Raw genomic sequence first — 24,024 nt, 5'->3', positions numbered from 1 at the left:
TATCCGACCTCAGCTCTGAATCCAGGCGAGACCGGCAGACTTCCAGCCGCTCAATCGTCCACGGTGCTTTTCGGCATCGAGGTCACCCTCGAAGCCGCCAGCGACATTATAACAGGGCCCCAGACCAGCGGCCGTCATCGCCTTGGCGGCGGCACGCGAGCGGGCACCCGAACGGCAGATGAAATACAGCGCCTGGCCGGGCTTGATGCCCTGGCCGCGCAGTTCGTCAGCAAAACGGGGGTTAACACTCATCTCAGGATACACTTGCCACGATACGAATAAGGGACGCTTGCCGAGTTTGCCGAGATCCGGCGAACCGACGAAGCTCCATTCAGGTTGGGTACGAACGTCGATCAGCAGCGCGTCGGGATCGGTCGCCAGCTGGTTCCAGGCTTCGGTCGTCGAGATATCGCCAGCATAATCTTCATCCCCCGCCATTACCGAAGCCAACATCCCCGAACCTCGCGCCACGTTCTTGTTTCAAAATCTATGTTTTCGTCACGCGTGCAGCCGGCGGTTCAGAGCGTCAGTCAGAGCGTCGTCAGACAGTCAGGCCATTTACCAAACGGAAGCGTTCTTTTTTGCGCTTCACAAGGCGGCCTCGAAAGCTCTTCAACAAGCGGCAGCCGGGGCATTAAAGGGAAATCACACAGGCCACGCAAGCGGACAGATGAAGACTCACCGAAAAAAATTTTTCCCTGTTGCAGAATTAGAACTTGCTGGTGCGATTTGCGCCTTGGGCGCATAGCGCACGGACTAATCCCCTCACCAATAAAACGTCTGTGAACACGGCAGACGTGCGATGCTTACCTTCGCAGTCGCATAAAAAAACATCGCCCGCTGCAAAAACAGACGGGCGATGTTTATGTCGTGTTTAGTTGACCTCGGCCGCGCAGGCGCGGCCGGTAAATCAAGCCATAGCTTTGACGCGGGCGTTCAGACGCGACAGCTTGCGCGAAGCAGTCCGCTTCTTCACCACGGCCTTGCCCACACTCTTGTCGAGGGCAGGCTGCGCCTTCTTCAGGGCGGCCGTTGCGGCAGCCTTGTCGCCACTGGCGATAGCGGCTTCGAGGGACTTCACCGCTGTGCGGACCTTGGTGCGACGGGCACGATTGACGGCCGTGCGCTTCTTGGTCTGGCGGGCGCGCTTCTCCGCGGACTTATGCTGAGCCATAGCTTGCGATTTCCGATAGTTGTAGGTTGCCTTGCGGCCAAATCGAGGCCGGGGTTATAGCCCCGCCCCCGGCAGGCGTCAACCCTGCCAAGAGAGGCATTCCAAGCGGAGTTTTGGCATTTTTCACAGCCTTTGCCGTGTCTTGGCGCAGACTTGCGGCGACTCAGGCCGGTCGGCATAGTGCAGACATGCCTGACATCGCCTTGATCGCACAAACGGTTTATCTGCTTGGCGGTGCCTTCTGCCTGTTTCTGGTGGCCCGCAGCCCGGTTCCTGCCGCACTCTTCTGGGGCATTGGCGCGGTGCTGCATGTGGCTGTGGCCGCTGCGGAACTGGCCGCCCTGATCGGCTGGTCGGGTCTGGCCGGTCTTGAGGCGGACCTGCGCTACCTGGCCGCCGGCCTCGGTTTTGCCGGCCTGGCGCTGGGTGCCGTCTTCAGCCTGATCATCCCGCCAGGGTCCAAACGCCTTACCCTGTTCACCGGCATTGGCATCGCCATCGCCATCGCCGTGGCCGCTGACCGACTGCCGATTGGCGCCCTGCCCCTGCCATTGATCCTGCTCGGCATTCTGCTTCTGGCTGTGCTGATCGGGCTGCGACATCGCCCCGTACCGGCCCGTTGGCTGCTGATTGGCGTGCTGGCGGCCGCACTCGCGGAACTGGCGCGCTATCGCTATCTCGGTTTCGTGCCGATACCGCCCGCCAGCCTGTCGCGCATCTGCTTCGGCGTCGCCCTTGCTGCTTTCGGACTGACCGCATCGCGCGCCCGCTGAGCCTGCGACACTGCGGCAGGCCGGCGATGAAAAGAGCCGCTTGCCGGAATTTATTTTAAATATAAAATATATTGGCGAGCCGGATCTTGGCCGCAGAGACGGGGATTGCCATGCGTGTATCGATTGTCGGGGCCGGTCCGGCCGGCCTGTATCTGGCGCTGCTGATGAAAAAGGCGGATGCCGGACATCAGATTACTGTTTACGAGCGCAATCAGCCTGACGACACCTTCGGCTTCGGCGTTGTCTTCTCTGACGAGACACTGAACCAGTTCCTGGCCGAAGATGCCGAGACGGCCCAGGCGATCCGGGACAACTTCGCCTACTGGCAGGAAATCGATGTGGTCGCCGGCGGCGAGACCATCCGCTCTGGCGGTCATGGCTTCTGCGGTCTGGCACGCAAGAAGCTGCTGCAGATCCTGCAGGCCCGCTGCGCCGCAGAAGGCGTCGTGCTCAAGTTTCACAGCGAGCAGCAGGACTTCGAAAGTCTGCGCCATGACTGCGACCTGCTGGTGGGTGCCGATGGCATCAACAGCCTGGTGCGCGAAACCTGGAAACAGACCTTCAGGCCAAGCATGGACTGGCGCCGCAACAAGTTCGTCTGGCTCGGCACCAGCCTGCCGCTCGACACCTTCACCTTTATCTTCGAAGCCAACCAGCACGGCCTGTTCCAGGTGCATGCCTATCGTTTCGAAGACGGCCTTTCGACCTTCATTGTCGAGACCACGGAAGAGACCTGGAAGCGCGCCGGCCTGGATCAGGCCACCGAGGCCGATACCATCGCCTATTGCGAGACGCTGTTTGCCAAGCATCTCAAAGGGCACAAGCTGCTCACCAACCGCTCGATCTGGCGCACCTTCCCGACGATCAAATGCGAACGCTGGGTGCATGACAATGTCGTACTGATCGGCGATGCCGTGCATACCGCGCATTTCTCGATCGGCTCGGGCACCAAGCTGGCCATGGAAGACGCCATTGCGCTCAACCGCGCACTGAATGCCGGCCATCCCACGGTACAGGCCGCCCTCAAGGCCTTTGAGGATGCCCGGCAGACGGAAGTTTCGATCCTGCAGCATGCCGCCCAGGTGTCGCTGGAATGGTTCGAACATACCGACCGCTACCGCAACTTCGAGCCGATCCAGCTGGCGCTCAGCCTGCTGTCGCGCTCCAAGCGCATCACCTATGAAAACCTGCGCCTGCGCGATCCGGCCTTCATCGGCCAGATCGACCGCTGGTTCGCCGAAAAGACTGCCAAGGAACAGGGCGCCATGCTGGCGAAGGCCGGCAATCCGCCGCCGCCGATGTTCACGCCCTTCCGCCTGCGCAATATGACGGTGGCCAACCGCGTGGTGGTCTCACCGATGTGCCAGTATTCGGTCGAGGACGGACTGCCGAATGACTGGACCCTGGTGCATCTGGGCAGCCGCGCCATTGGCGGCGCCGGCCTGATCATCACGGAAATGACCAATATCGCCGCCGAGGCCCGTATCACCCGGGGCTGCACCGGCCTGTGGAATGAGGAGCAGGCCAGGGCCTGGCGCCGGATCACCGATTTCGTGCATGGCAACAGCACGGCCAAGATCGCCGTGCAGCTCGGCCATGCCGGCCGCAAGGGCGCCACCACGCTGCCCTGGGCCGGTGGTTATGACAAACCGCTGCCGCCGGCCGAGGCCTGGGAAATCCTGGCGCCGTCGCCCCTGCCCTATTTCCCTGAAAGCCAGACGCCGCGCGCCATGACGCGGGCCGACATGAATGCGGTGCGCGATGATTTCGTTGCCGCCACGAAGCTCGCGATAACGGCGGGCTTCGACATGATCGAAGTGCATTTTGCCCATGGCTACCTGCTCTCGACCTTCATTTCGCCGCTGACCAACCAGCGCACCGACGAGTATGGCGGCAGCCTGGAAAACCGCCTGCGCTTCCCGCTCGAAGTCTTTGACGCCATGCGCGCGGTCTGGCCGGCGGACCGCCCGATGTCGGTGCGGCTCTCGGCGGTGGACTGGGTGCCCGAACGCGGCCTCAGCATCGAAGACTCCATCGCAATTGCAAAATTGCTGAAGGCCCATGGCTGCGACCTGGTCGATGTCTCGGCCGGCCAGACCACCACCGAGGCGAAACCGCAATACGGCCGCATGTTCCAGACGCCATTCGCCGATGCGATCCGCCAGGAAGCCGGCATCGCCACCATCGCCGTCGGCGCCATCACCACGGCCGATCAGGTCAACACCATCGTCGCCTCGGGCCGCGCCGATCTCTGTGCGCTGGCCCGGCCGCATCTGGCCGATCCCTATTTCACCCTGCATGCCGCCGCCGATTACGACTGGCGTGGTATAGCCTGGCCGAAACAGTACGAAGCCGGGCGGGACCAATTGTACCAATTGCGCATGCGCGAACGTGAAGAGGCCCAGGCGGCGGATTCTTTCGCAAAGCAGCGCGCCAGACGCGACGAAATCTGAGGCGGCCCTGTCGCATCCGGATTGCTCTGGTGTAGGCTGATCCCATCAGCCTTCTCCGGAGTTCCGATCAGCCATGCGTGACCTGCATCTGCCCGGCCGTTCGGTGGCCATGGGCCGCCACGGCGCTGCCGCCACCTCGCACAGCCTTGCCACCATCACCGCGCTCGACATCCTCAAGCGCGGCGGCAACGCCACCGACGCGGCGATTGCCGCCTGCGCCGTGCAGGGCGTGGTCGAGCCCGGCTCGACCGGCATCGGCGGCGACAATTTCGTGCTCTATGCGCCGGCCGGTACCGATACGCGCAAGGGCGGCAAGGTCTATGGCCTGAACGGCTCGGGCCGTGCACCCAAGGGCCTGACCGCTGATCTGCTGCTGAAGCAGGATATCAAGGAAATCCCGCTCACCTCACCGCATGCGGTCACCATTCCCGGTGCCGTCGACAGCTGGAGCAAGCTGAACAAGCGGTTCGGCAAGCTGCCGCTCGGCGAATTGCTGCAGCCGGCGATCCGCTTTGCCGAAGAAGGCTTCCCGATCACCGAGCGCGTCGCCACCGATTGGGGCCGCAACGAGGCCAAGCTGAAGGCTGATGCCAACACGGCCCGCATGTGGCTGAAGGATGGCCGGCCGCCCAGGGCCGGCGAGATCTTCCGCGAACCGGAACATGCGAAAGTGCTGCGCGAGATCGCCGACAAGGGCCGCGACGGCTTCTATACCGGCTGGGTGGCCGAAGACATCGTCAAATACCTGAATGACCTCGGTGCCACGCATAGTCTGGAAGACTTCGCCACCCAGGAAGCCTTCTGGGTCGATCCGATCGCCACGCGTTACAAGGATGTCGAGATCCTGGAGATTCCGCCGAATGGCGTGGGCATCATCACCCTGCTGATGTTGAACATCCTGAGCGGCTTCGACCTGAGCAAATACGATCCGGTCGGCGTCGAGCGGTTCCATATCGAAGCTGAGGCCACGCGGCTGGCCTTCCAGGCCCGCGATCTTTACGTGGCCGATCCGGCCTTTGCCGATGTGCCGGTCGAGAAACTGCTGTCGCCGGCTTTTGCCGACGAGCTGCGCGGCCGCATCGACCTGAAAAAGGCGATGGCGGCGCCGGGTCCCGTGGGCGGCCAAGCCTATCGCGATACGGTCTATATCAGCGTGGTGGATGCCGAGGGCAATGCCTGCTCCTTCATCAACTCGCTGTTCTGGCCTTACGGTTCGGCGCTCACCAGCCCGAAAACCGGCGTGCTGCTTCAGAACCGCGGCTGCGGCTTCAAGGTGCAGCCCGGTCATCTGAACTGCGTCGAGCCGTGGAAACGGCCGCTGCACACCATCATCCCGGCCATGGCGCTGAAGGATGGCCAGCCCTGGCTGTCCTTCGGCGTGATGGGCGGCGGCTTCCAGCCGGTCGGCCAGAGCCATGTGCTGACCAACATGGTCGACTTCGGCATGAATGTGCAGGAAGCCATCGACTGCGCGCGCGGCTTCCACGTCGCCGGCAAGTTCGAGGCCGAACGCGGCATCCGCGAGGATGTGCTGCAGGGGCTGGCCAATCTGGGCCATGAGATCAAGCGGGCCGAGATGCCCCATGGCGGCGGCCAGGCCATCCTGATCGACCGCGTCAACGGCGTGCTGCAGGCCGGCTCGGATCCGCGCAAGGACGGTTGCGCACTGGCCTACTAAGCTGCAGGGAAGCGCGGCGCGCCGGGTTCCAGCGCCACACCGGTGGCGTTCACCGTGAACGACACCAGATGATAAAAGCCGACCAGCGCGATGATCTCGATCAGCTGGTCGGCTTTGTAATGCGCGGCTGCCCGCTGCCACAGCGCGTCATCCACCGTGCCGCTGTCGACCAGCGCATCGGCGATTTCGACCAGCACAGCCTCTTCAGGTTTCCAGTCCGATGCACCGCCATGCACGGTGGCGGCGATCTCGGCTTCGCTGAATTTCGCTTTGGCACCGAAAAAGCCGACATGCACGCCCCATTCATATTCCGCCTTCAGCCGCGCCGTGGTGCGCAGGATCAGCAGCTCGCGCTGGCGCAGCGTGATCGAGCCCCGGTCCAGCAGCCCGCCGCCCCGCCAGCGCGACAGCACGCGCGGGTTATGCGCCACGGTGCGGAACAGGCCGATATCGGCCGGCATCTGCGCCAGTTCGGCGGCAGCCTCGGGCGGATAGGGTTTGGCCAGGGGTGCGAGACGGGGCATGGCAGGGCGGTTCCTTTTGTGCTACTAAATATGTAGCACAGAATATCGCTACTAAATTGATAGCGCAAGGAGCCTGCATGGCCAGCCCGAAACCGCCCCTGCCCCATCACCCGGTCCGCGGTTCGACCACCGGACGGCCGATCATGGCCATTCTGGACCTGCTGGGGCGGCGCTGGAGCCTGCGGATCCTGTGGGAGCTGCGGGACGAGCCGCTGACCTTCCGGGCCCTGCAGGGCGCCTGCGACGCGGTTTCGCCCACGGTGCTGCAGCAGCGCCTGAAGGAGCTGCGGGCCGCCCGGCTGATCAGCCATGATGCCGGACAGGGCTATGGCCTGAGCGCCACGGCCCGCCGCCTGCTGCCCACCCTGCTGGCCCTGAACGACTGGGCCGAGACCTGGGCCTCAGAGGAAGAACACTAGCCCGATCAGGACAAAGCCGAGCAGGATCACCGTCTCGGCCAGGATCAGCAGCAGCGGCTTCCAGCCCAGCGCAAACAGTTCGGCAAACGAGGTCTTCACGCCGAGCGCGGCAATCGCCACCAGCAGGCACCAGCGCGAGATCTCCGACACCGCGCCCACCACCATGGCCGGCAGCTGCACCACGCTGCCCAGGATCACCAGGGCGACGAACCCGATCAGGAAATGCGGCAGCAGCGGCTGGGTCTGCGTGTTGGCGGCACTGTGCCGGGTGCGATAGACGAGGCCGATGCCGATCACCACCGGCAGCAGGCAGGCCACGCGCACCAGCTTGACGAAGGTGGCGACATCGCCGGCCTGCGGCGACACCGTGAGGCCGGCGCCCAGCACCTGGGCCACGTCATGGATGGTGGCGCCGAACAGTACGCCCGAGGCGGTCTCGTCGAGGCCGAGCGTCTTGGCCAGCAGCGGGTAAATGATCATCGCCACGGTGGACAGCGCAGTGACGCCGATGACGGTGAGCAGTGTCAGCCGTTCGGCCTGCGGCGAGCGCGGCAGGGCTGCCGAGATCGCCATCGCAGCGGATGCACCGCAGATGCCGACGGCACCGCCCGAGAGCAGGCCTTCCTCGCGGCCGCGGCCAGCCAGCCGGGCCAGCAGCAGGCCGCTGCCGATCGCGACGCCCACGCCGCAGACAGCCAGCAGCACCGGAACGGGGCCGAGATCGGCAATGCGGTCCACGGTGATGCGGATGCCGAGCAGTGCCACACCGAGCCGCAGGATGGTGCGGGCCGAGAGATCGATGCCTGGCCGCACGCGTGCATCGGCACTGAGGAAATTGAACGCCATGCCGAGCAGCAGCGCGAGCAGGAAGGGCGGCCCGCCATAATGTTCGGAAATGAATCCGACCGCCAGCGCCACGGTGCCGGCAACGGTCAGGCCCGGCAGCAGGCTGCGCACTCGCTCCATGATGGCAATGGATGCTGGCATGGCCTGTCTCAGCGGAACGGTTCGCGGCCGATGATCCAGTGGGCCAGCGAATAGCGCCGCCCGCGGGTGACCGGCTTGACCTGGTGCAGCGCATAGCTGGGAAACACGATCATCTCGCCGCGTTCGCGCGGCGCCGCCACCAGGCTCTCGCTGCTCTTGTGGAAGACCAGCTCACCGCCCTCGTATTCCTCGGGGTCGGTCAGCTGCACCACCACGCTCAGCTTGCGCAGGGAATACGGCTCCTCGATGCCCATATCGATATGGCCGATGTAGTGCTGGCCCACCTCGTAGCGGGCGATCTGGATCTGCTCGGCGCCATCCAGCTGGAAATTCCAGAAGTCGCGGTTGGCCTGCAAGGCCGTGGCGATCATCTTGTCATACAGCCAGGCGGCATCACCGCCGCGCGGGATGAAGGTGATCGAGGAATTGCGCTGGGCCGCATCGGTCGTCACGGTGCCATCGATCGTGCCGGGGCGCAGGGCGGCGGCTTCGGTCAGGGCGATGGCCCGGTCGCAGTCTTCCCCGGTCAGCACCGGACCGAGAAAACCGAACAGCGGCAGGCGGCGCATCAGAAGCCGCGCTGCTGGCGCACCTTGTCCAGCTGGTCAGCCGGCAGTTCAAGACCGACCAGGATTTCAAATTCGGTGGTGCGGCGACCGTTCAGCGGCAGCACCTGCTCGAACTCATCGCCGACCACGACGCGGCGCTGCGCGTCCTTGAACGGGATGCGGGCCACAAAGCGCTCGCGCGAGATCACATTCTGCTGGGTATCCACCAGGGCGACGAAATAGGGCACCAGCGCCTCGGTGCCGGACGCGGCGGGGCCGCGGGCTGCGCCGATCTGCAGGATGAAGCTGATCACCACGGTGGCCTGCTTGTCCTGGAACTTGCAGGTGCCGTTATAGTCCAGCAGCTCGGTCTGGAAGGTTACGTCAGTCAGATCACGGCCGGGGCCGTCGCGATACTGGGTCGCCTTCTGTGCATCCCCCAGAATGCCGACCCGCGGGCAGGGTGGCGTATTGCGCTTGTTGCCGCCGCAGGCCGACAGGATGCCGGCCAGCAGGACAACGGCCAGAACGGTGAAAAACGGAAAACGGGAGAGGCGCAGGCTGGTCATGGCAGAACGCTTACCGGTGCGACGGATCGAGGACGGCTGGGCGAGCGGAGCGGCACCGGTTTGGTCATGGCGGCCTTTCCTTCGCACGGCGAGTGTATTAGCTTGCCCGGCAGTTTTCCGGGCCCCATTCTGTATAGAAGAGGGGCTTGGCCGAGACAAGCGACAGGCCTGCAACCCGTTGATCCGAAATGGCTGATTCTGCAGCCTCAACCGCTACCCCAGACGCCGGTAAAGACAGTCACACGATGAACCCCGCCGACCGCCCTTCGATTGCCCTGGTGCTGGCTGCCCCGCGCGGCTTCTGCGCCGGCGTCGACCGCGCCATCCAGATCGTGGAGCGGGCGCTGGAGCGATTCGGCGCGCCGGTCTATGTGCGCCATGAAATCGTGCATAACCGTTTCGTCGTCGACAGCCTGGCCGCGAAGGGCGCCATCTTCGTCGACGAGCTGGATGAAGTGCCGGCCGGCGCCCATGTGGTGTTTTCCGCCCATGGCGTGCCCAAGTCGGTGCCCGCCGATGCCGAGGCCCGCAAGCTGTCCTATCTGGACGCCACCTGCCCGCTGGTCAGCAAGGTGCATCGCGAGGCCGAACGGCATCACCGCGAAGGCCGCCGCATCGTGCTGATCGGCCATGCCGGCCACCCCGAAGTGATCGGCACCATGGGCCAGCTGCCGCCCGGCGCCGTGGTGCTGATTGAGACGGTGGCCGATGTCGCCGGCCTGCAGCTCGCACGCGACGATGAGCCGCTGGCCTATATCACCCAGACCACGCTGTCAGTCGATGATACCGCCCATATCATCGCGGCGCTGAAACAGCGCTTCGCCCAGATCGAGGGGCCGAAGAAGGAAGACATCTGCTATGCCACCACCAACCGCCAGGTGGCGGTGAAGGCGATTGCCGCCCACAGCGATGCCGTGCTGGTGATCGGCGCGCCGAATTCGTCCAACTCGCTGCGGCTGGTTGAGGTGGCCAAGCGCGAAGGCTGCCGGATCGCCCAGCTGGTGCAGCGCGCTGTCGATATCGACTGGGCCGCGCTGGACGGCGTGAAATCCGTCGGCATCACCGCCGGTGCCAGCGCGCCCGAGCTGCTGGTCGAAGAAGTGATCGCCGCTTTCCGCGAACGCTACAGTGTCACGGTGCGTGAAATCGAAACCGCCACCGAATCCGTGCAGTTCAAGCTGCCGGTTGCGCTTGACGCCTCTGCCGCCTGACCTGCCCGGACTGACCCCATGGCCGTCTACACTGAAATCGACGACGACCAGCTGGCCGCCTTGCTGGCCCGCTACGAGATCGGCCGCGCCGTGTCCTGCAAGGGCATCGCCGAGGGCGTGGAGAATTCCAACTATCTGCTGGTGACCGAAACCGGCACCTATATCCTGACGCTGTATGAGCGCCGGGTGAATCGCGGCGACCTGCCCTATTTCCTCGGCCTGATGAACCATCTGGCCGACAAGGGTCTGGCCTGCCCGACCGCACTGCATGACCGCGACGGCAATACCCTGAACGAAGTGGCCGGCCGCCCCTGCGCCATCATCAGTTTCCTCAAGGGCGTGTGGCCGCGCAAACCCAATGCCCGCCATTGCCAGCAGCTGGGCGCCGCCACAGCGCGGCTGCATCTGGCCGGCCGCGACTTCCCGATGCAGCGCGTCAACGCTTTGAGCGTGGATGGCTGGGCCAAGCTGGTGAGTGATTGCGAGGCCCGCGCCGACAGCGTGCAACCGGGCCTGGCGCGTGAAATCGTGCGCGAATACGATGGCCTGAAGGCCGCATGGCCCGATACGCCAGGCCGCGCCGGCGACCGACCCCTGCCCCATGGCGTGATCCATGCGGATCTATTTCCGGACAACGTCTTTTTCCTCGACGAGCAGTTCAGCGGACTGATCGACTTCTATTTCGCCTGTAACGACTATTTCGCCTATGACCTGGCGATCTGCCTGAATGCCTGGTGCTTCGAGGCCGATGGCGCCTTCAACGTGACCAAGGCGCGCGCCCTGCTGACCGGCTATCAGTCGGTGCGGCCGCTGACCGATGGCGAGGTGCATACCCTGCCGCTGTTCGCCCGCGGCTCGGCCCTGCGCTTCCTGCTGACCCGGCTGTATGACTGGCTCAACCAGGTGCCCGGCGCGATGGTGAAGCCGAAGGATCCGCTGGAATACTGGCAGAAGCTGAAATTCCACCGCCAGGTTCTGGGTGCATCGGCCTATGGCATCGAACGCTGAGATGCCCGACCCGCTGAGCGTTGAAGTCTTCACCGATGGCGCCTGCCTCGGCAATCCCGGCCCCGGCGGCTGGGCCGCCCTGCTGCGCTATGGCGAGACCGAGAAAGAACTGAGCGGTGGCGATCCGCAGACCACCAACAACCGCATGGAACTGCTGGCGGCGATCATGGCGCTGGAAGCGCTGAAAAAGCCCTGCAATGTCGCGCTGTATTCCGACAGCCGCTATGTCATCGACGGCGCCACCGGCTGGCTGAGGTCGTGGAAGGCGCGCGGCTGGAAAACCGCCGACCGCAAGCCGGTGAAGAATGTCGATCTGTGGCAGCGCTTCGAACTGGCGGTGGCGCCGCACACAATAAGCTGGAACTGGGTGCGCGGCCATGACGGCCATGTCGAGAATGAGCGCGTCGATGTGCTGGCGCGCAATGCCGCCACTGAAATCGCCGGCGATACCATCAAGCCGAAAAAGAAAAAGCCGGCCCGGTAAAACCGGACCGGCTTTGCATTTAGTCCTGCAGGCTTAGATCTGGCCGAGCAGCGTATTCGCGTCCGACACCTCGAAGGCGCCGGGCTTTTCCAGATTCAGCTGCTTGACGACACCATCATCGACCAGCATCGAGTAGCGCTGCGAGCGCACGCCCATGCCGCGCGCGGTGAGGTCGAATTCCATGCCGATCGCCTTGGTCAGCTCGCCTGAACCATCGGCCAGCATCACCACCTTGTCGCCGACATTCTGGGCCTTGCCCCAGTTGCCCATCACGAAGGCGTCATTGACCGACAGGCAGGCAATGGTTTCCACGCCTTTCTTCTTCAGGTCGTCATATTTCTCGATGAAGCCGGGCAGATGCTTGGCCGAGCAGGTCGGCGTGAAGGCGCCCGGCAGGGCGAACAGGGCAACTTTCTTACCCTTGAAAAACTCGGCTGCTTTCACGGCCTGCGGGCCCTGATCGGACATCACATACAGCGTGGCATCGGGAATGCGGTCGCCAACCTTGATGGTCATGGTTTCCTCGTCTTGGTTTGGGATCTTGGCCGTTACAAAGCCGCGGATACGGCGGGGCTAAAATGATCCGCTCCGCTGCGAGACACAAGGGTCATGGCGGCAGCACCAGCTCCGCTTTCAGCGCCGGATCGACCAGGGTGAGCCGCAGCGGCTGGTCCGCCTTGCCGGGCGGGTATGTCGCCGTCAGATCGAACCGCACGTCGCGACCATCCGCAGCCAGGGTGATCTCGGGCCGGCCGAACCAGCTGTCCGGGCTGCCTTCCACAAACAGGTCAGGCCGCTGCAACGGAACCTGGCTCTGCAGGATCACGATCAGGCGGTCGGGTTTCAGGCGATGCGACACCAGTTGCACCCCGGCCTGCGCGGCCGGTTGCGGCACCTTGGCCCGCCACTTTGCCAGCATGACAAGATCGGTGGTCGCGGGATTGTCACGGCTGGTCAGCATCAGTCTGTCGTTGCGCAGGATGCAGATATCCTTGCAGACGCCGTATTCCATCGTGAGGCTGAGGCCGTAGCCCTTGTCCGCCTGCTGGCGCTCGACACGGATCGGCAGCACCACTTCATCGGCATAGCCGTAGATATCCGACTTGCCGAGCGGGATGCGCTGCGGCGCCGGCCAGGCCACATCGACTCGCGCGACATTCCGTGAACCGCTCCAGTCAAACTGCGCCGGCACCCCGCCCTCGCCGGGAGTCCGCCAGTAGAATTTCCAGCCCGGGCCGAGCTGAATCAGCAGGCCGGCTTCATCGCCACTGCCTTGAATCAGGGCAAGTTTGATCGGCACATGCGGCAGCTGCAGCCCCTGCGCCCTGGCCATGCTCAGGGGGCAAATCATCAGAATTACAGCCATAAAAATCCCGGCCAGCGGGGCGAAGCTGCGAGGGGCCTGTCTCATGCCCCGACTCTGGCTTTTGGCCTGCCAATTGCAAGGCTTGTCTGGGGTCGGCCGTATGGACAAGCCGACCGGGTGGAGTAACATTCGGGTGAAACCGGAGTGTGGCGATGACCGACACCAGCGACAAGGCGATATCCGGCTATCTTGAACGGCAGCTTCTGATTGCCATGCCCAGCATGGGTGACCCGCGGTTTTCGCGCACGGTCATCTATATGTGCTCGCACAATGCCGAGGGTGCGATGGGTCTGGTCATCAACAAGCCCTATCCGGGCCTCACCTTCCCCAATCTGCTAACCCAGCTCGGCATTGAATCCACCGCCGAGAACGACATCGTCGTGCGGCTCGGCGGCCCGGTCGAAACCGGCCGCGGCTTCGTGCTGCATTCGACCGACTACATGCGGCAGGGCAGCGTCAAGATCGATGAATCCATCGGCATCGGCCTCACCGCGACGCTGGATGTGCTGCGCGCGATTGCCACCGGCACCGGACCGCAGCACAGCCTGTTTGCGCTGGGCTATGCCGGCTGGAGCGCGGGCCAGCTCGATACCGAAATTCAGGAGAATGCCTGGCTGGCCGTGCCGGCGGATTTCGATCTGGTGTTCCACTCGCATCTCGACAGCCTGTGGGACCGCGCTGTGCGCAAGATCGGCATCGATGTGGCCAAACTGTCGAGCGTTTCCGGCCACGCCTAGGCGTTGACCGATACCGGGTCGCTGGCCAGACGGGCGTATAGCTGGTGATCGCGCCAGACCCCGTCGATTTTCAGGTATTCGCGTAAGATTCCCTCGCTGCGGAACCCGGCGCGATCCAGCAGCTGCCGGCTCGGCGTGTTTTCCGGCAGGCAGGCCGCCTCGATGCGATGCAGCTTCAGCATCTCGAAGCAATGCCCCAGCATGACCGCGAGCGCACCGGTCATATGGCCCTGGCCGGCATAGGGCTTACCGATCCAATAGCCCAGCTCGCCGCATTGCGAGGCACCGCGCCGGATATTCGACAGCGTGATGCCGCCGAGCAGTGCGTCATTGCGGCGCAGATAGATGAAATAGGCTTCGCCGTGTTCCTGGCGGCGCAGACGTTCGAACCAGGCGAGCCGGCGGCGATAGCCTTCGCGGGTCAGCGAGTCTTCCGCCCAGCTGGGCTCCCAGGGCTGCAGATGCTCGCGGCTGATCGCCCGTAGGGTCGCCCAGGCCTCGTAATCATTGAGATCAGGCGCGCGAAGATAAACTTTCTCGCCATGCAGGATGGGCGCAGCGGGGGGAAGGAAGCGGCCGAACAGCATGCTTTCCCCCTGCCCCGCCGATCCGATCAGCCGAATCTGGCGGCGAAGCGGCTGTAGCTTTCCAGCCGGTCGACCGGACCCAGGGCCGCCACGGTCGGCGGCGCCGACCGCATCACCCGCTCGGCCACCTTGCGCACGGCGGCGCCATCGACCTGGTCGACTGACGCCAGCACTTCATCGATATCGAGCGGGCGGCCAAACAGCAGCATCTGGCGACCCAGCTGCTCGATGCGCGCGCCGGAGCTTTCCAGCGACATGACCAGGCCGACCTTCAGCTGGGCACGGGCACGCTGCAGTTCGTCGTCATCGACGCGACCGCACAGCTTGCCCAGTTCGTCGGCCAGCACGGGCATCAGTTCCGGCAGCTTTTCGCCGCCGGTGCCGGCATAGATCGTCATCAGGCCACCGTCACGATAGGACGACGGATAGGCATAAACCGAATAGGCCAGGCCGCGCTTTTCGCGCACTTCCTGGAACAGGCGCGAGGACATGCCGCCGCCCAGCACCGTGGAATAGACCTGCATGGCATAGTAGTCGGGGTCATCGAAGGCTAGGCCCGGCAGGGCGATGGCTACATGGGCCTGCTCCAGCTCGCGCACGGCGCGGCGCTCGCCACCGCCGCCATACAGCGCGGTCTGCTGCGCCGGGCGCGGCGTGCGGCTTAAGGCCCCGAACAGCTTTTCCGCCTCGGCCATCAGCCGTTCATGCTCGACTGCGCCCGCGGCCACCAGCACCAGGCTGGGGCCATGGTAGAAGCGGTCCAGAAAGCCCTGCAGGTCGCCGCGCTGCATGCCGGTGACGCGATCCACGGTGCCGAGGATCGAGCGGCCGAGCGACTGCGCCGGGAAGGCGGTCTCCTGCAGATGATCGAAAATGATGTCGTCCGGCGTGTCTTCCGACTGGCCGATCTCCTGGATGATGACTTCGCGCTCGCGCTCCATCTCATCGGCATCGAAGACCGAGTGCTGCAGGATATCGGCCAGGATATCCAGCGCCAGCCCGGTATCCGCGGCCATCACCCGCGCGTAATAGGCGGTCTGCTCGCGCGAGGTGAAGGCATTGAGATGGCCGCCGACCGCCTCGATCTCCTCGGCAATCGCCAGCGCCGAGCGCCGCTCGGTGCCCTTGAAGGCCATATGCTCCAGCATATGGGCAACGCCGTTGATCTCCGGCGTCTCGTCGCGCGCACCCGCATCGACCCAGACACCGACTGAAACCGTTTTGACCTGCGGCATGGTCTCGGAGACCACGCGCATGCCGTTGGAAAGCGTACCGATCCTGACTGTCATGCTTTTACTCTACGCGTTTCGATGAAGGCACGCACCGTGCCGTAGTCATTCTTCAGCACGGTCTGGCGCTCCGGGCGCTCGAACAGGTCGGCCAGGCGCGGCGGCAGGGCCGGATGGCGGCCGGTGGCGGCCTCGACGGCAGCCGGGAATTTGGCGGCATCGGCGGTCGCCAGCGTCACCAGGGCGGTGTCGGCCGGCAGGGCCTTGCTACTGCGCTGCTGCGCCGCCACCACCAGCCCTACGGCCGTATGCGGATCGACCAGCAGGCCGTTGCCGGCCTCAAAGGCCGTCTTCAGCATGGCCTTGGTGGCGGCCTCGTCGGCCTTGCCAGCCGCGAACAGCTGCTTTGTTTCGGCCAGCGCATTGGACGACACGGTGAAGCCGCCATTCTTGTCGAGTTCAGCCATCAGCTGACGGATCTGGGCGCCATCGCGGCCATGCATGTCAAACAGCAGGCGCTCGAAATTGCTCGCCACCTGGATGTCCATGCTCGGGCTGATGGTCGGCTCGACACCGTTCTTGCGGTAGTCGCCGGTGGCGAAGAAGCGCGCCAGGATGTCGTTGCGGTTGGTGGCGACGATCAGCTTAGCGATCGGCAGGCCCATCTTCGCAGCGGCATAGCCGGCAAAGATGTCGCCGAAATTGCCGCTCGGCACGCAGAAGGCCGGCGCCCGCTCCGGGCCGCCGAGACTGAGCGACGCCGTCACGTAATAGACGATCTGCGCCATCACGCGGGCCCAGTTGATCGAATTCACCGCCGTCAGGCCGACTGAATCACGGAACGGTGCGTCGTTGAACAGCGCCTTCACCATCGCCTGGGCATCGTCGAAGGTGCCCTCCAGCGCGATGGCATGCACATTGGCGTCGGCGATGGTGGTCATCTGCCGGCGCTGCACATCCGAGACGCGGCCCTCCGGGAACAGGATGAAGATGTCGAGATTGGCGCGGCCGCGGCAGCCTTCGATGGCGGCCGAGCCGGTATCGCCCGAGGTGGCGCCAACGATGGTGGCGCGCTTGCCCGAGCGGGCCAGCGCCCAGTCGAACAGCCGGCCGAGCAGCTGCAGCGCCACGTCCTTGAAGGCCAGCGTCGGGCCATGGAACAGCTCGAGCACCCAGTCATTGGCATCGCTCTGGCGCAGCGGCACCACGGCCCTGTGGCCGAAGGTGGCATAGGCCTCGGCGATCATGCGCTGCAGCTCGGCATCCGGGATACTGCCGCCGATGAACGGCTTGATGACGCGGAAGGCGACCTCGGCATAGCTCATGCCCCGCATGGCACGCCAATCGCTTGCTGAGAACTGCGGCCAGCTCTGCGGCACATAAAGGCCGCCATCGCTGGCCAGGCCGGCCAGCAATACGCCTTCGAAATCGAGGTCCGGCGCCTGGCCGCGGGTCGAAACGTAACGCATCGGTTTTCTCAGCTCAGATAGCGCGTCTTGAGATGCGCCTTGAAGGCCGCGGTGCCCAGCGGCTTGCCGGTGGCCTGGCGCAGCAGCTCGTCGGTGGTGAGCAGCGAACCCTTACCATGCACATTGGCGCGCAGCCAGCGCAGCAGCGGCTTGAAGTCGCCCTTGGCAATGCCGGGCTGGATCGCCGCGTCCTGCGCCTTGGCCGCGGCAAACAGCTGCGCCGCCGCCATCGCGCCCAGGGTATAGGTGGGGAAATAGCCGATCGCCCCCGACGGCCAGTGGATATCCTGCATGCAGCCCTGGGCATCGTTGGGCACTTCCACGCCCAACAGGGTCTGCATGCCGTCATGCCAGGCATGCGGCAGGTCGTTGACCGACAGGTCGCCATGCAGCATCGCCTGCTCCAGCCGGTAGCGCAGGATCACATGGGCGGGATAGGTCACCTCATCGGCATCGACGCGGATCAGGTCAGGCTTCACGCGCGCATAGATGCGCAGCAGGTTTTCCTCCGACCAGGCCTCGCCCTCGCCCTTGAAGGCCTTGCGCAGCAGCGGTGCGGCATAGGTGAGGAATTCGGCGCCGCGGCAGACCTGCATCTCGACCAGCAGGCTCTGGCTTTCATGCAGCACCATGCCGCGCGACTCACCCACCGGCTGGTCGCGCCAGGCTTTCGGCAGGCCGAGTTCGTAGAGCGCATGGCCGGTTTCGTGCAGCACGCCCATCAGCGCCTTGGTGAAATCGTCTTCCGAATACCGCGTGGTGATGCGCACGTCGTCCGGGATGCCGCCGGTGAAGGGATGCAGGCTGACATCGAGGCGGCCATGGTTGAAGTCGAAGCCGAGCGCCTTCATCAGCTTGAGCCCGACCGCACGCTGCGTCTCGGTGGCGAACGGGCCCTGCAGCGGCAGCGGCGGTTTGCGCTTGTCCTGCTTCACCAGCGCCCGGTCGATGAAATCGGGCAGGAAGCTGCCCAGATCGGCGAACAGCTTGTCGATGGTGGCCGACTTGCCGCCGGGCTCATACTCGTCCAGCAGCGCGTCATAGGCACCGACGCCAAAGGCCGCCGACTTGGCCGCCGCCACCTCGCGCACCATCTCCAGCACCGGCTTGAAGGCCTTGGCGAAGGATTTGAAATCGTCGTCGCGGCGGGCTTTGCGCCACACCATCTCGCAGGCCATAGTGGTCCTGGAACGCAGCGCCACCAGCTTCGGCGTCAGCGCCGTGGCATGGCGCCACTGACGCTGCATCTCGCGCAGATTGGCGCGCTGCCAGTCATTCAGCGTTGCCTTCTGGGCCTCGGCCTCGCCCAGCAGATCGGCCAGCTTCGGATCGGCGATCCATTCATGGCGCAGCACATTCAGCGTGGCCATCTGCTCCGAACGCGCCCGGGCGCCGCCATCGGGCATCATGGTCGCCTGGTCCCAGCCCAGCATGGCAAGGGCGCCGTTGATGGCGCCGATGCGGTGGAACTGCTTCTCCAGAGCCTTGTAGCTTTTCATCATTCGGCCTTTTCGCGCGCCCGCCGCCGATGCCATAGCACATAAATGACGGCCAGGACCACGGCACCGCTGTACCAGGTGAACGCATAGGCCAGGTGGTTGTTGGTGAAGGTGAGCCGGGTATGGCCGGCACGCGGCCAGCCGCCGGGCACCGTCACCTCGGCATCGGCATCAACGAACAGCACCGGGGCCTCCGTGATGCCGGCCTGGGCCAGCATTTCGGCGGCGTTGCCGTAGTACCAGAGATTGCGCGCATGGTCGTTGTCGGGCGTGAACCAGCCCTTGCCCCAGGGCGCATGGGCCACGCCGGTGATGGTGACCTCGCCCTCGACCTGGCCCTGGGCGCGCCGCGCCGGGGCCTTGTCCTCGACCGGCACCCAGCCGCGGCTGACCAGCACCCAGCCGGGCGCATCGCTGCGCTTGAGCGGGGTGATGACGTGGTAGCCGAAATTGCCGCGTTCGGAATGCGCTAGCAGATGGAATTCACGACTGTGGTCGAAGCTGCCCTTCACCACCACGCGGCGGAAATGCCAGGCATCGGCATCCAGCGGGCCCGCCGGCAACATCACCGGCGCGGCTTTCATACCCTCCTCGACACTGGCGATCAGGTCGAGCTTCCACAGCAGCCGCTGCACCTGCCATGTGCCAAGCGCCAGCAGCAGGACAAGGGCCGGAACGGTGATCAGCGTCGGCACCAGGGCGGGCCGGAAACCAAGGATTTTCAATGGATTACTCGCGCATTAATTCGATGTCGGACGACGCCTTGTGGCGGAACTGCAGGGCGATCAGCACGCCCTTGAACGGCCGCAGCATGCCAATCGACCCGCCCAGAATAAGTGGGGTCCACAGCACCAGATGCAACCACAGCGGCGGACCGAAGCGCAATTCGACCCACAACGCCAGGCCGACGACAATGAATCCGAGGATGAGGATGACAAACACTGCCGGCCCGTCGCCGGCATCGATCTTGGCATAATCCAGATCGCAGGACGGGCAGCGCGACTTGATCGTCAGCAGCCCGTCAAACAACGGGGCTTCGCCGCAGCGGGGACACCTGCAGCGAAGCCCCGTCGAAACTGGCGACAGCGGCGGATAAAACGAGGCCGCCATCGTCTATGGCCTTAGTGGGCCGGGCCTGCACCCCACCAATACACGGCGGCGAACAGGAACAGCCAGACCACGTCGACGAAATGCCAGTACCAGGCAGCCGCCTCGAAGCCGAAATGATGGTCGGACTTGAAGTGCCCCTTCATCGCGCGCAGCAGGCAGACCAGCAGGAAGATGGTGCCGACGATGACATGGAAGCCGTGGAAACCGGTCGCCATGTAGAAGGTCGAGGCATAAATGCCATCGGTGAAACCGAAGGCGGCATGGCTGTATTCAAACGCCTGGCAGGCGGTGAACAGCACGCCCAGGATGACGGTCAGCGTCAGGCCCTGCACCAGACTCTTGCGGTCGTCATGCAGCAGCGCGTGATGCGCCCAGGTCACCGTGGTGCCCGACAGCAGCAGGATCAGCGTGTTGACGAAGGGCAGTTCCCAGGGATTGAAGGTCTCGATGGTCGCCGGCGGCCACTGGTGGCCGATCGCATCGGTGGGATACAGCGCGGCGCCGAAATAGGCCCAGAACCAGGCGACGAAGAACATCACTTCGGAAGCGATGAACATCACCATGCCGTAACGCAGATGCAGCTGCACCACCGGGGTATGATGGCCCTCATGCTCGGCTTCGCGGATCACGTCACGCCACCAGGCAGCCATGGTGTACAGCACCACTGCCAGGCCGGGCAGGACCCACAGATAGCTGTGGCCATGGAAAGCGTAGACCGAGCCGATCGCAAGCGCGAAAGCACCCATCGAACCGATGAACGGCCACGGGCTGGGGTCGACGAGATGGTAATCGTGATTACGGGCGCTACTGGCCATGGTGATACCCCCTTTTACAGACTCTAGTTGACCGGCCGCGCGGCACCGCCGCGGTCGGAGACACGGGTGGGATCTTCCTTGCGGAAGAAGGTGTAGCTCAGCGTGATGTCGAGCACGTCGCGGGTCTTCGGATCCTTGAGAATCTCCGGATCGACGAAGAAGGACACCGGCATGTCGACGCTCTCGCCGGGGCCGAGCAGCTGTTCGGTAAAGCAGAAGCAGGCAATCTTGTTGAAATACTGGCCGGCCTTCTCGGGCGTGACATTGAAGCTCGCCGTGCCCATCACCGGCCGTGCGGTCGGGTTGATGGCGCGGTAAAATGCCAGGGTTTCCTCGCCCGGCCGCACCTTCATTTCACGCTGCACCGGCTGGAACTTCCACGGCATGCCCGGCGCCACATCCGAATTGAAACGCACAGTCACCAGCGTCTCGTTCGGATCGGTCACGCCCGGCGCCGCGGTGGCGCGCAGCGGGGTGCCGGCAAAACCGGTGACGCGGCAGAACATGTCATAGAGCGGCGCCGAGGCGAAGGCGCCGGCGATCATCACCGCAACCGTAGACACGCAATACAGCGCGATGCGGCGATTCCTGGCCTGCAGGCTGTCGCGGCGCGCGCTCACGGCACACCTCCGCCCATGCGCACGATGGTGATGGAGTAGAACAGCACGACCAGCGCAAACAGCGCCACGGCCAGAGCAATGTTGCGCGCCCGGCGGCGCTTGTGGTCGTCCTGCCTCGGCATCGCGCTCATGCCCCCCAGCCAAGCCCGCGCTCAGCCAGCAGCAGGGCGAACAGCAGGAACAGGTAGAGGATCGAATAGGCGAACATATGCTTGGCGGCGCGGTCGCCGGTGCCGCGCCAGATGCGCACGGCGAGGCCGAGGAAAATCGCGCCGAGCACAGCCGTCGCACCGCCATAGAGCGGGCCGGCGAGACCCAGCATCCAGGGGCTCAGTGTGATCGGCACCAGCAGCAGGCTGTATATCAGGATCTGGCGGCGGGTTTCGCGCTCGCCGGCCACGACCGGCAGCATCGGCACTCCGGCGCGGGCATAGTCATCCGAACGATACAGCGCCAGGGCCCAGAAATGCGGCGGCGTCCACATGAAGATAATGGCAAACAGCAGCAGCGGCAGCAGGCTGAGATCGCCGGTGACGGCGGCCCAGCCGATCATCGGCGGGAAGGCGCCGGCGGCACCGCCGATCACGATATTCTGCGGCGTGCGGCGCTTCAGCCACATGGTGTAAATGAAAACGTAGAAACCGATGGTCAGCGCCAGGATGGCAGCCGCCACCCAGTTGACGCCCAGGCCCATCACCAGCACCGAACCGACCGACAACACGCAGCCGAAGCCGAGCGCCTCGTCACGGCTGATCCTGCCCTGCGGGATCGGGCGGCCCTGCGTGCGGCTCATCACCGCGTCGATATCGGCGTCGTACCACATGTTGATCGCACCCGATGCTCCGGCACCGATAGCGATGCACAGCAGCGCTGTGAGCGCCAGCACGGGATGCAGTTGACCAGGCGCCAGCACCATGCCGACCAGGCCAGTGAACACGACCAGCGACATCACGCGCGGCTTGAGCAGCGCGAAATAGTCGGCCGGCCGGGCATCGCCGGCCCCGGTCAGACCGTGCTGGCCGTAAGCGGCATCGAGGCCGGCATTGCCGGCCTCGTTACCCTGTCCAATGAAACTGGCGTCGGACAAACTGGGACTCCTGGGGCTGGAGTTCCGGTCTTACTTGATGACCGGAAGCTTCTCGTACTGATGGAACGGCGGCGGCGACGACAGGGTCCATTCCAGCGTCGTGGCGCCCTCGCCCCACGGATTGTCGGCCACCTTCTTCTTCTTCATGAAGGCGTAGAGGACCGAGCCGACGAAGAACAGCGTCGAGGCAAACGAGATATAGGCGCCGATCGAGGCGACGTAGTTCCAGCCGGCGAAGGCATCCGGGTAATCCGGAATACGCCGCGGCATGCCCTGCAGGCCGAGGAAGTGCATCGGGAAGAACAGCAGGTTGACGCCGACGAAGGTGGTCCAGAAGTGAATCTGGCCGGCCGTCTCGCTCAGCTCGTAACCCGACATCTTGCCGAACCAGTAGTAGAAGCCGGCAAAGATGGCGAACACGGCGCCCAGGCTGAGCACGTAGTGGAAATGCGCCACCACGTAATAGGTGTCGTGCAGATAGGTATCGACGCCGGCATTGGCCAGCACCACGCCGGTGACGCCACCCACCGTGAACAGGAAGATGAAGCCGATGGCGAACAGCATCGGCACGGTGAAGCGGATCGAACCGCCCCACATGGTGGCGATCCAGGAGAAGATCTTCACGCCGGTCGGCACTGCGATCACCATGGTGGCCGCGGTGAAATAGGCGCGGGTGTCGACATCCAGGCCCACCGTGTACATGTGATGCGCCCAGACCACGAAGCCGACCACGCCGATGGCGACCATGGCATAGGCCATGCCGAGATAGCCGAACACCGGCTTCTTGGAGAAGGTCGAGATGATCTGGCTGATGATGCCGAAGCCCGGCAGGATCAGGATGTACACTTCGGGATGGCCGAAGAACCAGAACAGATGCTGGAACAGGATCGGGTCGCCGCCGCCCTCAGGCTTGAAGAAGGCGGTACCGAAGTAGCGGTCGGTCAGCAGCATGGTGATGCCACCGGCCAGAACCGGCAGCGACAGCAGCAGCAGGAAGGCGGTGATCAGCACCGACCACACAAACAGCGGCATCTTGTGCAGGGTCATGCCCGGCGCGCGCATGTTAAAGATGGTGGTGATGAAGTTGATGGCGCCCAGGATCGACGAGGCACCGGCAATATGCAGGCTGAGGATGGCGAAGCCGACCGCCGGGCCGGGATGGCCAACGTCGGACGACAGCGGCGGGTAGATGGTCCAGCCGCCACCCATGCCGAGACCGCCGGCCGGGCCTTCCACCATGGTGGAGATCAGCAGGCAGCCGAACGAGGGGATCAGCAGCCAGAAGGAAATGTTGTTCATGCGCGGGAAGGCCATGTCCGGCGCACCGATCATCAGCGGCACGAACCAGTTGCCGAAGCCGCCGATCATGGCGGGCATGACCATGAAGAAGATCATGATCAGGCCGTGGCCGGTGACCAGCACGTTGAACAGGTGATGGTTGCCGCCCAGGATGCCGTCGCCCGGGTTCATCAGTTCGGCGCGCATCAGCACCGAGAACAGGCCGCCGATCAGGCCGGCGATCACGGCGAAGATCAGATAGAGCGTGCCGATGTCCTTGTGGTTGGTGGAATACATCCACCGACGCCAGCCGGTCGGCGTGTGATGATCGTCGTGGTGGTCGTGACCCGCGTGGGCGTGGTCATGGGCCGCGTGGGCATGAGGCTGAGCCATGGCGTT

Annotated in this window: 27 protein-coding genes; 8 read left to right on the top strand and 19 right to left on the bottom strand. The window is 64.5% G+C overall.

Annotated features, from left to right (window positions below; translation table 11 throughout):
* Window positions 1-9: 9 nt before the first annotated feature.
* Both AAG821_RS08560 and rpsT read right to left on the bottom strand, forming a co-directional pair.
* Complete coding sequence (locus AAG821_RS08560; protein ID WP_341910946.1) at window positions 10-471, bottom strand: rhodanese-like domain-containing protein; 462 nt, start codon at window positions 469-471, stop codon at window positions 10-12.
* 439 nt (window positions 472-910) lie between these two features.
* Window positions 911-1,174 carry a 30S ribosomal protein S20 gene (rpsT, locus tag AAG821_RS08555; protein WP_341895596.1) on the bottom strand — a complete coding sequence of 88 codons (264 nt, stop codon included), beginning with the start codon at window positions 1,172-1,174 and terminating at the stop codon, window positions 911-913.
* Window positions 1,175-1,362: 188 nt separating this feature from the next.
* On the opposite strand from rpsT, the gene AAG821_RS08550 reads away from it, so the two are divergent.
* From AAG821_RS08550 to ggt, 3 genes are all read left to right on the top strand, one after another.
* Window positions 1,363-1,947 (top strand): hypothetical protein, encoded by a 585-nt coding sequence (locus AAG821_RS08550; protein WP_341910945.1) that lies wholly within the window; start codon window positions 1,363-1,365, stop codon window positions 1,945-1,947.
* Window positions 1,948-2,057: 110 nt separating this feature from the next.
* Window positions 2,058-4,400 carry a bifunctional salicylyl-CoA 5-hydroxylase/oxidoreductase gene (locus AAG821_RS08545; RefSeq protein WP_341910943.1) on the top strand — a complete coding sequence of 781 codons (2,343 nt, stop codon included), beginning with the start codon at window positions 2,058-2,060 and terminating at the stop codon, window positions 4,398-4,400.
* Window positions 4,401-4,473: 73 nt separating this feature from the next.
* On the top strand, window positions 4,474-6,078 hold the full coding sequence (gene ggt, locus AAG821_RS08540) for a gamma-glutamyltransferase (protein ID WP_341910941.1): 1,605 nt from the start codon (window positions 4,474-4,476) through the stop codon (window positions 6,076-6,078).
* Here the strand turns inward: ggt and AAG821_RS08535 are convergent.
* Window positions 6,075-6,602, bottom strand: coding sequence for a hypothetical protein (locus AAG821_RS08535; protein WP_341910939.1), 528 nt, complete (start codon window positions 6,600-6,602; stop codon window positions 6,075-6,077). The genes ggt and AAG821_RS08535 overlap by 4 nt on opposite strands.
* Before the next feature lie 77 nt (window positions 6,603-6,679).
* On the opposite strand from AAG821_RS08535, the gene AAG821_RS08530 reads away from it, so the two are divergent.
* The gene (locus tag AAG821_RS08530; protein ID WP_341910937.1) at window positions 6,680-7,021 is read left to right on the top strand and encodes a helix-turn-helix domain-containing protein; all 342 of its coding nucleotides are present in this window, start codon (window positions 6,680-6,682) and stop codon (window positions 7,019-7,021) included.
* Here AAG821_RS08530 and AAG821_RS08525 read toward each other — a convergent pair.
* The 3 genes from AAG821_RS08525 to AAG821_RS08515 are packed head-to-tail and all read right to left on the bottom strand — an operon-like array spanning window position 7,004 to window position 9,125.
* Complete coding sequence (locus AAG821_RS08525) at window positions 7,004-8,008, bottom strand: putative sulfate exporter family transporter (protein WP_341910935.1); 1,005 nt, start codon at window positions 8,006-8,008, stop codon at window positions 7,004-7,006. The genes AAG821_RS08530 and AAG821_RS08525 overlap by 18 nt on opposite strands.
* A gap of 8 nt (window positions 8,009-8,016) precedes the next feature.
* Window positions 8,017-8,577, bottom strand: coding sequence for a 2OG-Fe(II) oxygenase (locus AAG821_RS08520; protein WP_341910933.1), 561 nt, complete (start codon window positions 8,575-8,577; stop codon window positions 8,017-8,019).
* A complete protein-coding gene (locus tag AAG821_RS08515; RefSeq protein WP_341910932.1) occupies window positions 8,577-9,125 on the bottom strand; it encodes a hypothetical protein in 549 nt (182 codons plus the stop codon). The genes AAG821_RS08520 and AAG821_RS08515 overlap by 1 nt, the downstream gene beginning before the upstream one ends.
* A gap of 245 nt (window positions 9,126-9,370) precedes the next feature.
* On the opposite strand from AAG821_RS08515, the gene ispH reads away from it, so the two are divergent.
* The 3 genes from ispH to rnhA are packed head-to-tail and all read left to right on the top strand — an operon-like array spanning window position 9,371 to window position 11,828.
* A complete protein-coding gene (gene ispH / locus AAG821_RS08510; RefSeq protein WP_341910930.1) occupies window positions 9,371-10,336 on the top strand; it encodes a 4-hydroxy-3-methylbut-2-enyl diphosphate reductase in 966 nt (321 codons plus the stop codon).
* A gap of 18 nt (window positions 10,337-10,354) precedes the next feature.
* Window positions 10,355-11,344, top strand: coding sequence for a homoserine kinase (locus AAG821_RS08505; protein WP_341910928.1), 990 nt, complete (start codon window positions 10,355-10,357; stop codon window positions 11,342-11,344).
* A gap of 1 nt (window position 11,345) precedes the next feature.
* Window positions 11,346-11,828 carry a ribonuclease HI gene (gene rnhA / locus AAG821_RS08500; protein WP_341910926.1) on the top strand — a complete coding sequence of 161 codons (483 nt, stop codon included), beginning with the start codon at window positions 11,346-11,348 and terminating at the stop codon, window positions 11,826-11,828.
* 33 nt (window positions 11,829-11,861) lie between these two features.
* On the opposite strand, the gene AAG821_RS08495 is transcribed toward rnhA, so the two are convergent.
* Window positions 11,862-12,344: a peroxiredoxin gene (locus AAG821_RS08495; protein WP_341910924.1), complete on the bottom strand. Its 483-nt coding sequence runs from the start codon at window positions 12,342-12,344 to the stop codon at window positions 11,862-11,864.
* Window positions 12,345-12,435: 91 nt separating this feature from the next.
* On the bottom strand, window positions 12,436-13,161 hold the full coding sequence (locus AAG821_RS08490) for a protein-disulfide reductase DsbD domain-containing protein (RefSeq protein WP_341910923.1): 726 nt from the start codon (window positions 13,159-13,161) through the stop codon (window positions 12,436-12,438).
* 185 nt (window positions 13,162-13,346) lie between these two features.
* Between AAG821_RS08490 and AAG821_RS08485 the strand changes: the two genes are divergently transcribed.
* Complete coding sequence (locus AAG821_RS08485) at window positions 13,347-13,931, top strand: YqgE/AlgH family protein (RefSeq protein WP_341910920.1); 585 nt, start codon at window positions 13,347-13,349, stop codon at window positions 13,929-13,931.
* Here the strand turns inward: AAG821_RS08485 and AAG821_RS08480 are convergent.
* The 11 genes from AAG821_RS08480 to ctaD all read right to left on the bottom strand — a co-directional run bounded on the left by AAG821_RS08480 (window position 13,928) and on the right by ctaD (window position 24,018).
* Window positions 13,928-14,518: a GNAT family protein gene (locus AAG821_RS08480; RefSeq protein WP_341910918.1), complete on the bottom strand. Its 591-nt coding sequence runs from the start codon at window positions 14,516-14,518 to the stop codon at window positions 13,928-13,930. The two genes, AAG821_RS08485 and AAG821_RS08480, sit on opposite strands and share 4 nt — an antisense overlap.
* Before the next feature lie 26 nt (window positions 14,519-14,544).
* A complete protein-coding gene (locus AAG821_RS08475; protein ID WP_341910916.1) occupies window positions 14,545-15,807 on the bottom strand; it encodes a pitrilysin family protein in 1,263 nt (420 codons plus the stop codon).
* Window positions 15,804-17,216, bottom strand: coding sequence for a threonine synthase (gene thrC / locus AAG821_RS08470; RefSeq protein WP_341910915.1), 1,413 nt, complete (start codon window positions 17,214-17,216; stop codon window positions 15,804-15,806). The genes AAG821_RS08475 and thrC overlap by 4 nt, the downstream gene beginning before the upstream one ends.
* Window positions 17,217-17,224: 8 nt before the next feature.
* Window positions 17,225-18,718, bottom strand: a complete 1,494-nt coding sequence (locus tag AAG821_RS08465; RefSeq protein WP_341910914.1) for a carboxypeptidase M32 — start codon at window positions 18,716-18,718, stop codon at window positions 17,225-17,227.
* The gene (locus AAG821_RS08460; RefSeq protein ID WP_341910912.1) at window positions 18,715-19,440 is read right to left on the bottom strand and encodes an SURF1 family protein; all 726 of its coding nucleotides are present in this window, start codon (window positions 19,438-19,440) and stop codon (window positions 18,715-18,717) included. Before AAG821_RS08460 ends, AAG821_RS08465 begins: the two co-directional genes overlap by 4 nt.
* Window positions 19,441-19,444: 4 nt before the next feature.
* On the bottom strand, window positions 19,445-19,825 hold the full coding sequence (locus AAG821_RS08455) for a DUF983 domain-containing protein (RefSeq protein ID WP_341910911.1): 381 nt from the start codon (window positions 19,823-19,825) through the stop codon (window positions 19,445-19,447).
* Window positions 19,826-19,836: 11 nt separating this feature from the next.
* Window positions 19,837-20,640, bottom strand: a complete 804-nt coding sequence (locus AAG821_RS08450) for a cytochrome c oxidase subunit 3 (RefSeq protein ID WP_341910909.1) — start codon at window positions 20,638-20,640, stop codon at window positions 19,837-19,839.
* Window positions 20,641-20,663: 23 nt separating this feature from the next.
* Window positions 20,664-21,260, bottom strand: a complete 597-nt coding sequence (locus AAG821_RS08445; RefSeq protein ID WP_341910908.1) for a cytochrome c oxidase assembly protein — start codon at window positions 21,258-21,260, stop codon at window positions 20,664-20,666.
* The gene (locus tag AAG821_RS08440; protein WP_341910907.1) at window positions 21,257-21,391 is read right to left on the bottom strand and encodes a hypothetical protein; all 135 of its coding nucleotides are present in this window, start codon (window positions 21,389-21,391) and stop codon (window positions 21,257-21,259) included. The genes AAG821_RS08445 and AAG821_RS08440 overlap by 4 nt, the downstream gene beginning before the upstream one ends.
* Window positions 21,388-22,269 carry a heme o synthase gene (locus AAG821_RS08435; RefSeq protein ID WP_341911131.1) on the bottom strand — a complete coding sequence of 294 codons (882 nt, stop codon included), beginning with the start codon at window positions 22,267-22,269 and terminating at the stop codon, window positions 21,388-21,390. Before AAG821_RS08435 ends, AAG821_RS08440 begins: the two co-directional genes overlap by 4 nt.
* Window positions 22,270-22,377: 108 nt before the next feature.
* Window positions 22,378-24,018 carry a cytochrome c oxidase subunit I gene (gene ctaD / locus AAG821_RS08430; RefSeq protein WP_341910905.1) on the bottom strand — a complete coding sequence of 547 codons (1,641 nt, stop codon included), beginning with the start codon at window positions 24,016-24,018 and terminating at the stop codon, window positions 22,378-22,380.
* Window positions 24,019-24,024 lie beyond the last annotated feature (6 nt).

This window comes from Ferrovibrio terrae (genome assembly GCF_943372915.1).
GTDB classification, from domain to species: domain Bacteria; phylum Pseudomonadota; class Alphaproteobacteria; order Ferrovibrionales; family Ferrovibrionaceae; genus Ferrovibrio; species Ferrovibrio terrae_A.
The sequence above is the reverse complement of the archived record's forward strand: the minus strand, read 5'-3'. Positions and strand labels throughout refer to the sequence as shown.

Coding starts and splice junctions, on each gene's coding strand:
- rpsT (WP_341895596.1), bottom strand. CDS start 1,174: ATGGCTCAGCATAAGTCCGCGGAGAAGCGCGCCCGCCAGACCAAGAAG.
- AAG821_RS08550 (WP_341910945.1), top strand. CDS start 1,363: ATGCCTGACATCGCCTTGATCGCACAAACGGTTTATCTGCTTGGCGGT.
- AAG821_RS08545 (WP_341910943.1), top strand. CDS start 2,058: ATGCGTGTATCGATTGTCGGGGCCGGTCCGGCCGGCCTGTATCTGGCG.
- ggt (WP_341910941.1), top strand. CDS start 4,474: ATGCGTGACCTGCATCTGCCCGGCCGTTCGGTGGCCATGGGCCGCCAC.
- AAG821_RS08535 (WP_341910939.1), bottom strand. CDS start 6,602: ATGCCCCGTCTCGCACCCCTGGCCAAACCCTATCCGCCCGAGGCTGCC.
- AAG821_RS08530 (WP_341910937.1), top strand. CDS start 6,680: ATGGCCAGCCCGAAACCGCCCCTGCCCCATCACCCGGTCCGCGGTTCG.
- AAG821_RS08525 (WP_341910935.1), bottom strand. CDS start 8,008: ATGCCAGCATCCATTGCCATCATGGAGCGAGTGCGCAGCCTGCTGCCG.
- AAG821_RS08520 (WP_341910933.1), bottom strand. CDS start 8,577: ATGCGCCGCCTGCCGCTGTTCGGTTTTCTCGGTCCGGTGCTGACCGGG.
- AAG821_RS08515 (WP_341910932.1), bottom strand. CDS start 9,125: ATGACCAGCCTGCGCCTCTCCCGTTTTCCGTTTTTCACCGTTCTGGCC.
- ispH (WP_341910930.1), top strand. CDS start 9,371: ATGAACCCCGCCGACCGCCCTTCGATTGCCCTGGTGCTGGCTGCCCCG.
- AAG821_RS08505 (WP_341910928.1), top strand. CDS start 10,355: ATGGCCGTCTACACTGAAATCGACGACGACCAGCTGGCCGCCTTGCTG.
- rnhA (WP_341910926.1), top strand. CDS start 11,346: ATGCCCGACCCGCTGAGCGTTGAAGTCTTCACCGATGGCGCCTGCCTC.
- AAG821_RS08495 (WP_341910924.1), bottom strand. CDS start 12,344: ATGACCATCAAGGTTGGCGACCGCATTCCCGATGCCACGCTGTATGTG.
- AAG821_RS08490 (WP_341910923.1), bottom strand. CDS start 13,161: ATGGCCAGGGCGCAGGGGCTGCAGCTGCCGCATGTGCCGATCAAACTT.
- AAG821_RS08485 (WP_341910920.1), top strand. CDS start 13,347: ATGACCGACACCAGCGACAAGGCGATATCCGGCTATCTTGAACGGCAG.
- AAG821_RS08480 (WP_341910918.1), bottom strand. CDS start 14,518: ATGCTGTTCGGCCGCTTCCTTCCCCCCGCTGCGCCCATCCTGCATGGC.
- AAG821_RS08475 (WP_341910916.1), bottom strand. CDS start 15,807: ATGACAGTCAGGATCGGTACGCTTTCCAACGGCATGCGCGTGGTCTCC.
- thrC (WP_341910915.1), bottom strand. CDS start 17,216: ATGCGTTACGTTTCGACCCGCGGCCAGGCGCCGGACCTCGATTTCGAA.
- AAG821_RS08465 (WP_341910914.1), bottom strand. CDS start 18,718: ATGATGAAAAGCTACAAGGCTCTGGAGAAGCAGTTCCACCGCATCGGC.
- AAG821_RS08455 (WP_341910911.1), bottom strand. CDS start 19,825: ATGGCGGCCTCGTTTTATCCGCCGCTGTCGCCAGTTTCGACGGGGCTT.
- AAG821_RS08450 (WP_341910909.1), bottom strand. CDS start 20,640: ATGGCCAGTAGCGCCCGTAATCACGATTACCATCTCGTCGACCCCAGC.
- AAG821_RS08440 (WP_341910907.1), bottom strand. CDS start 21,391: ATGAGCGCGATGCCGAGGCAGGACGACCACAAGCGCCGCCGGGCGCGC.
- ctaD (WP_341910905.1), bottom strand. CDS start 24,018: ATGGCTCAGCCTCATGCCCACGCGGCCCATGACCACGCCCACGCGGGT.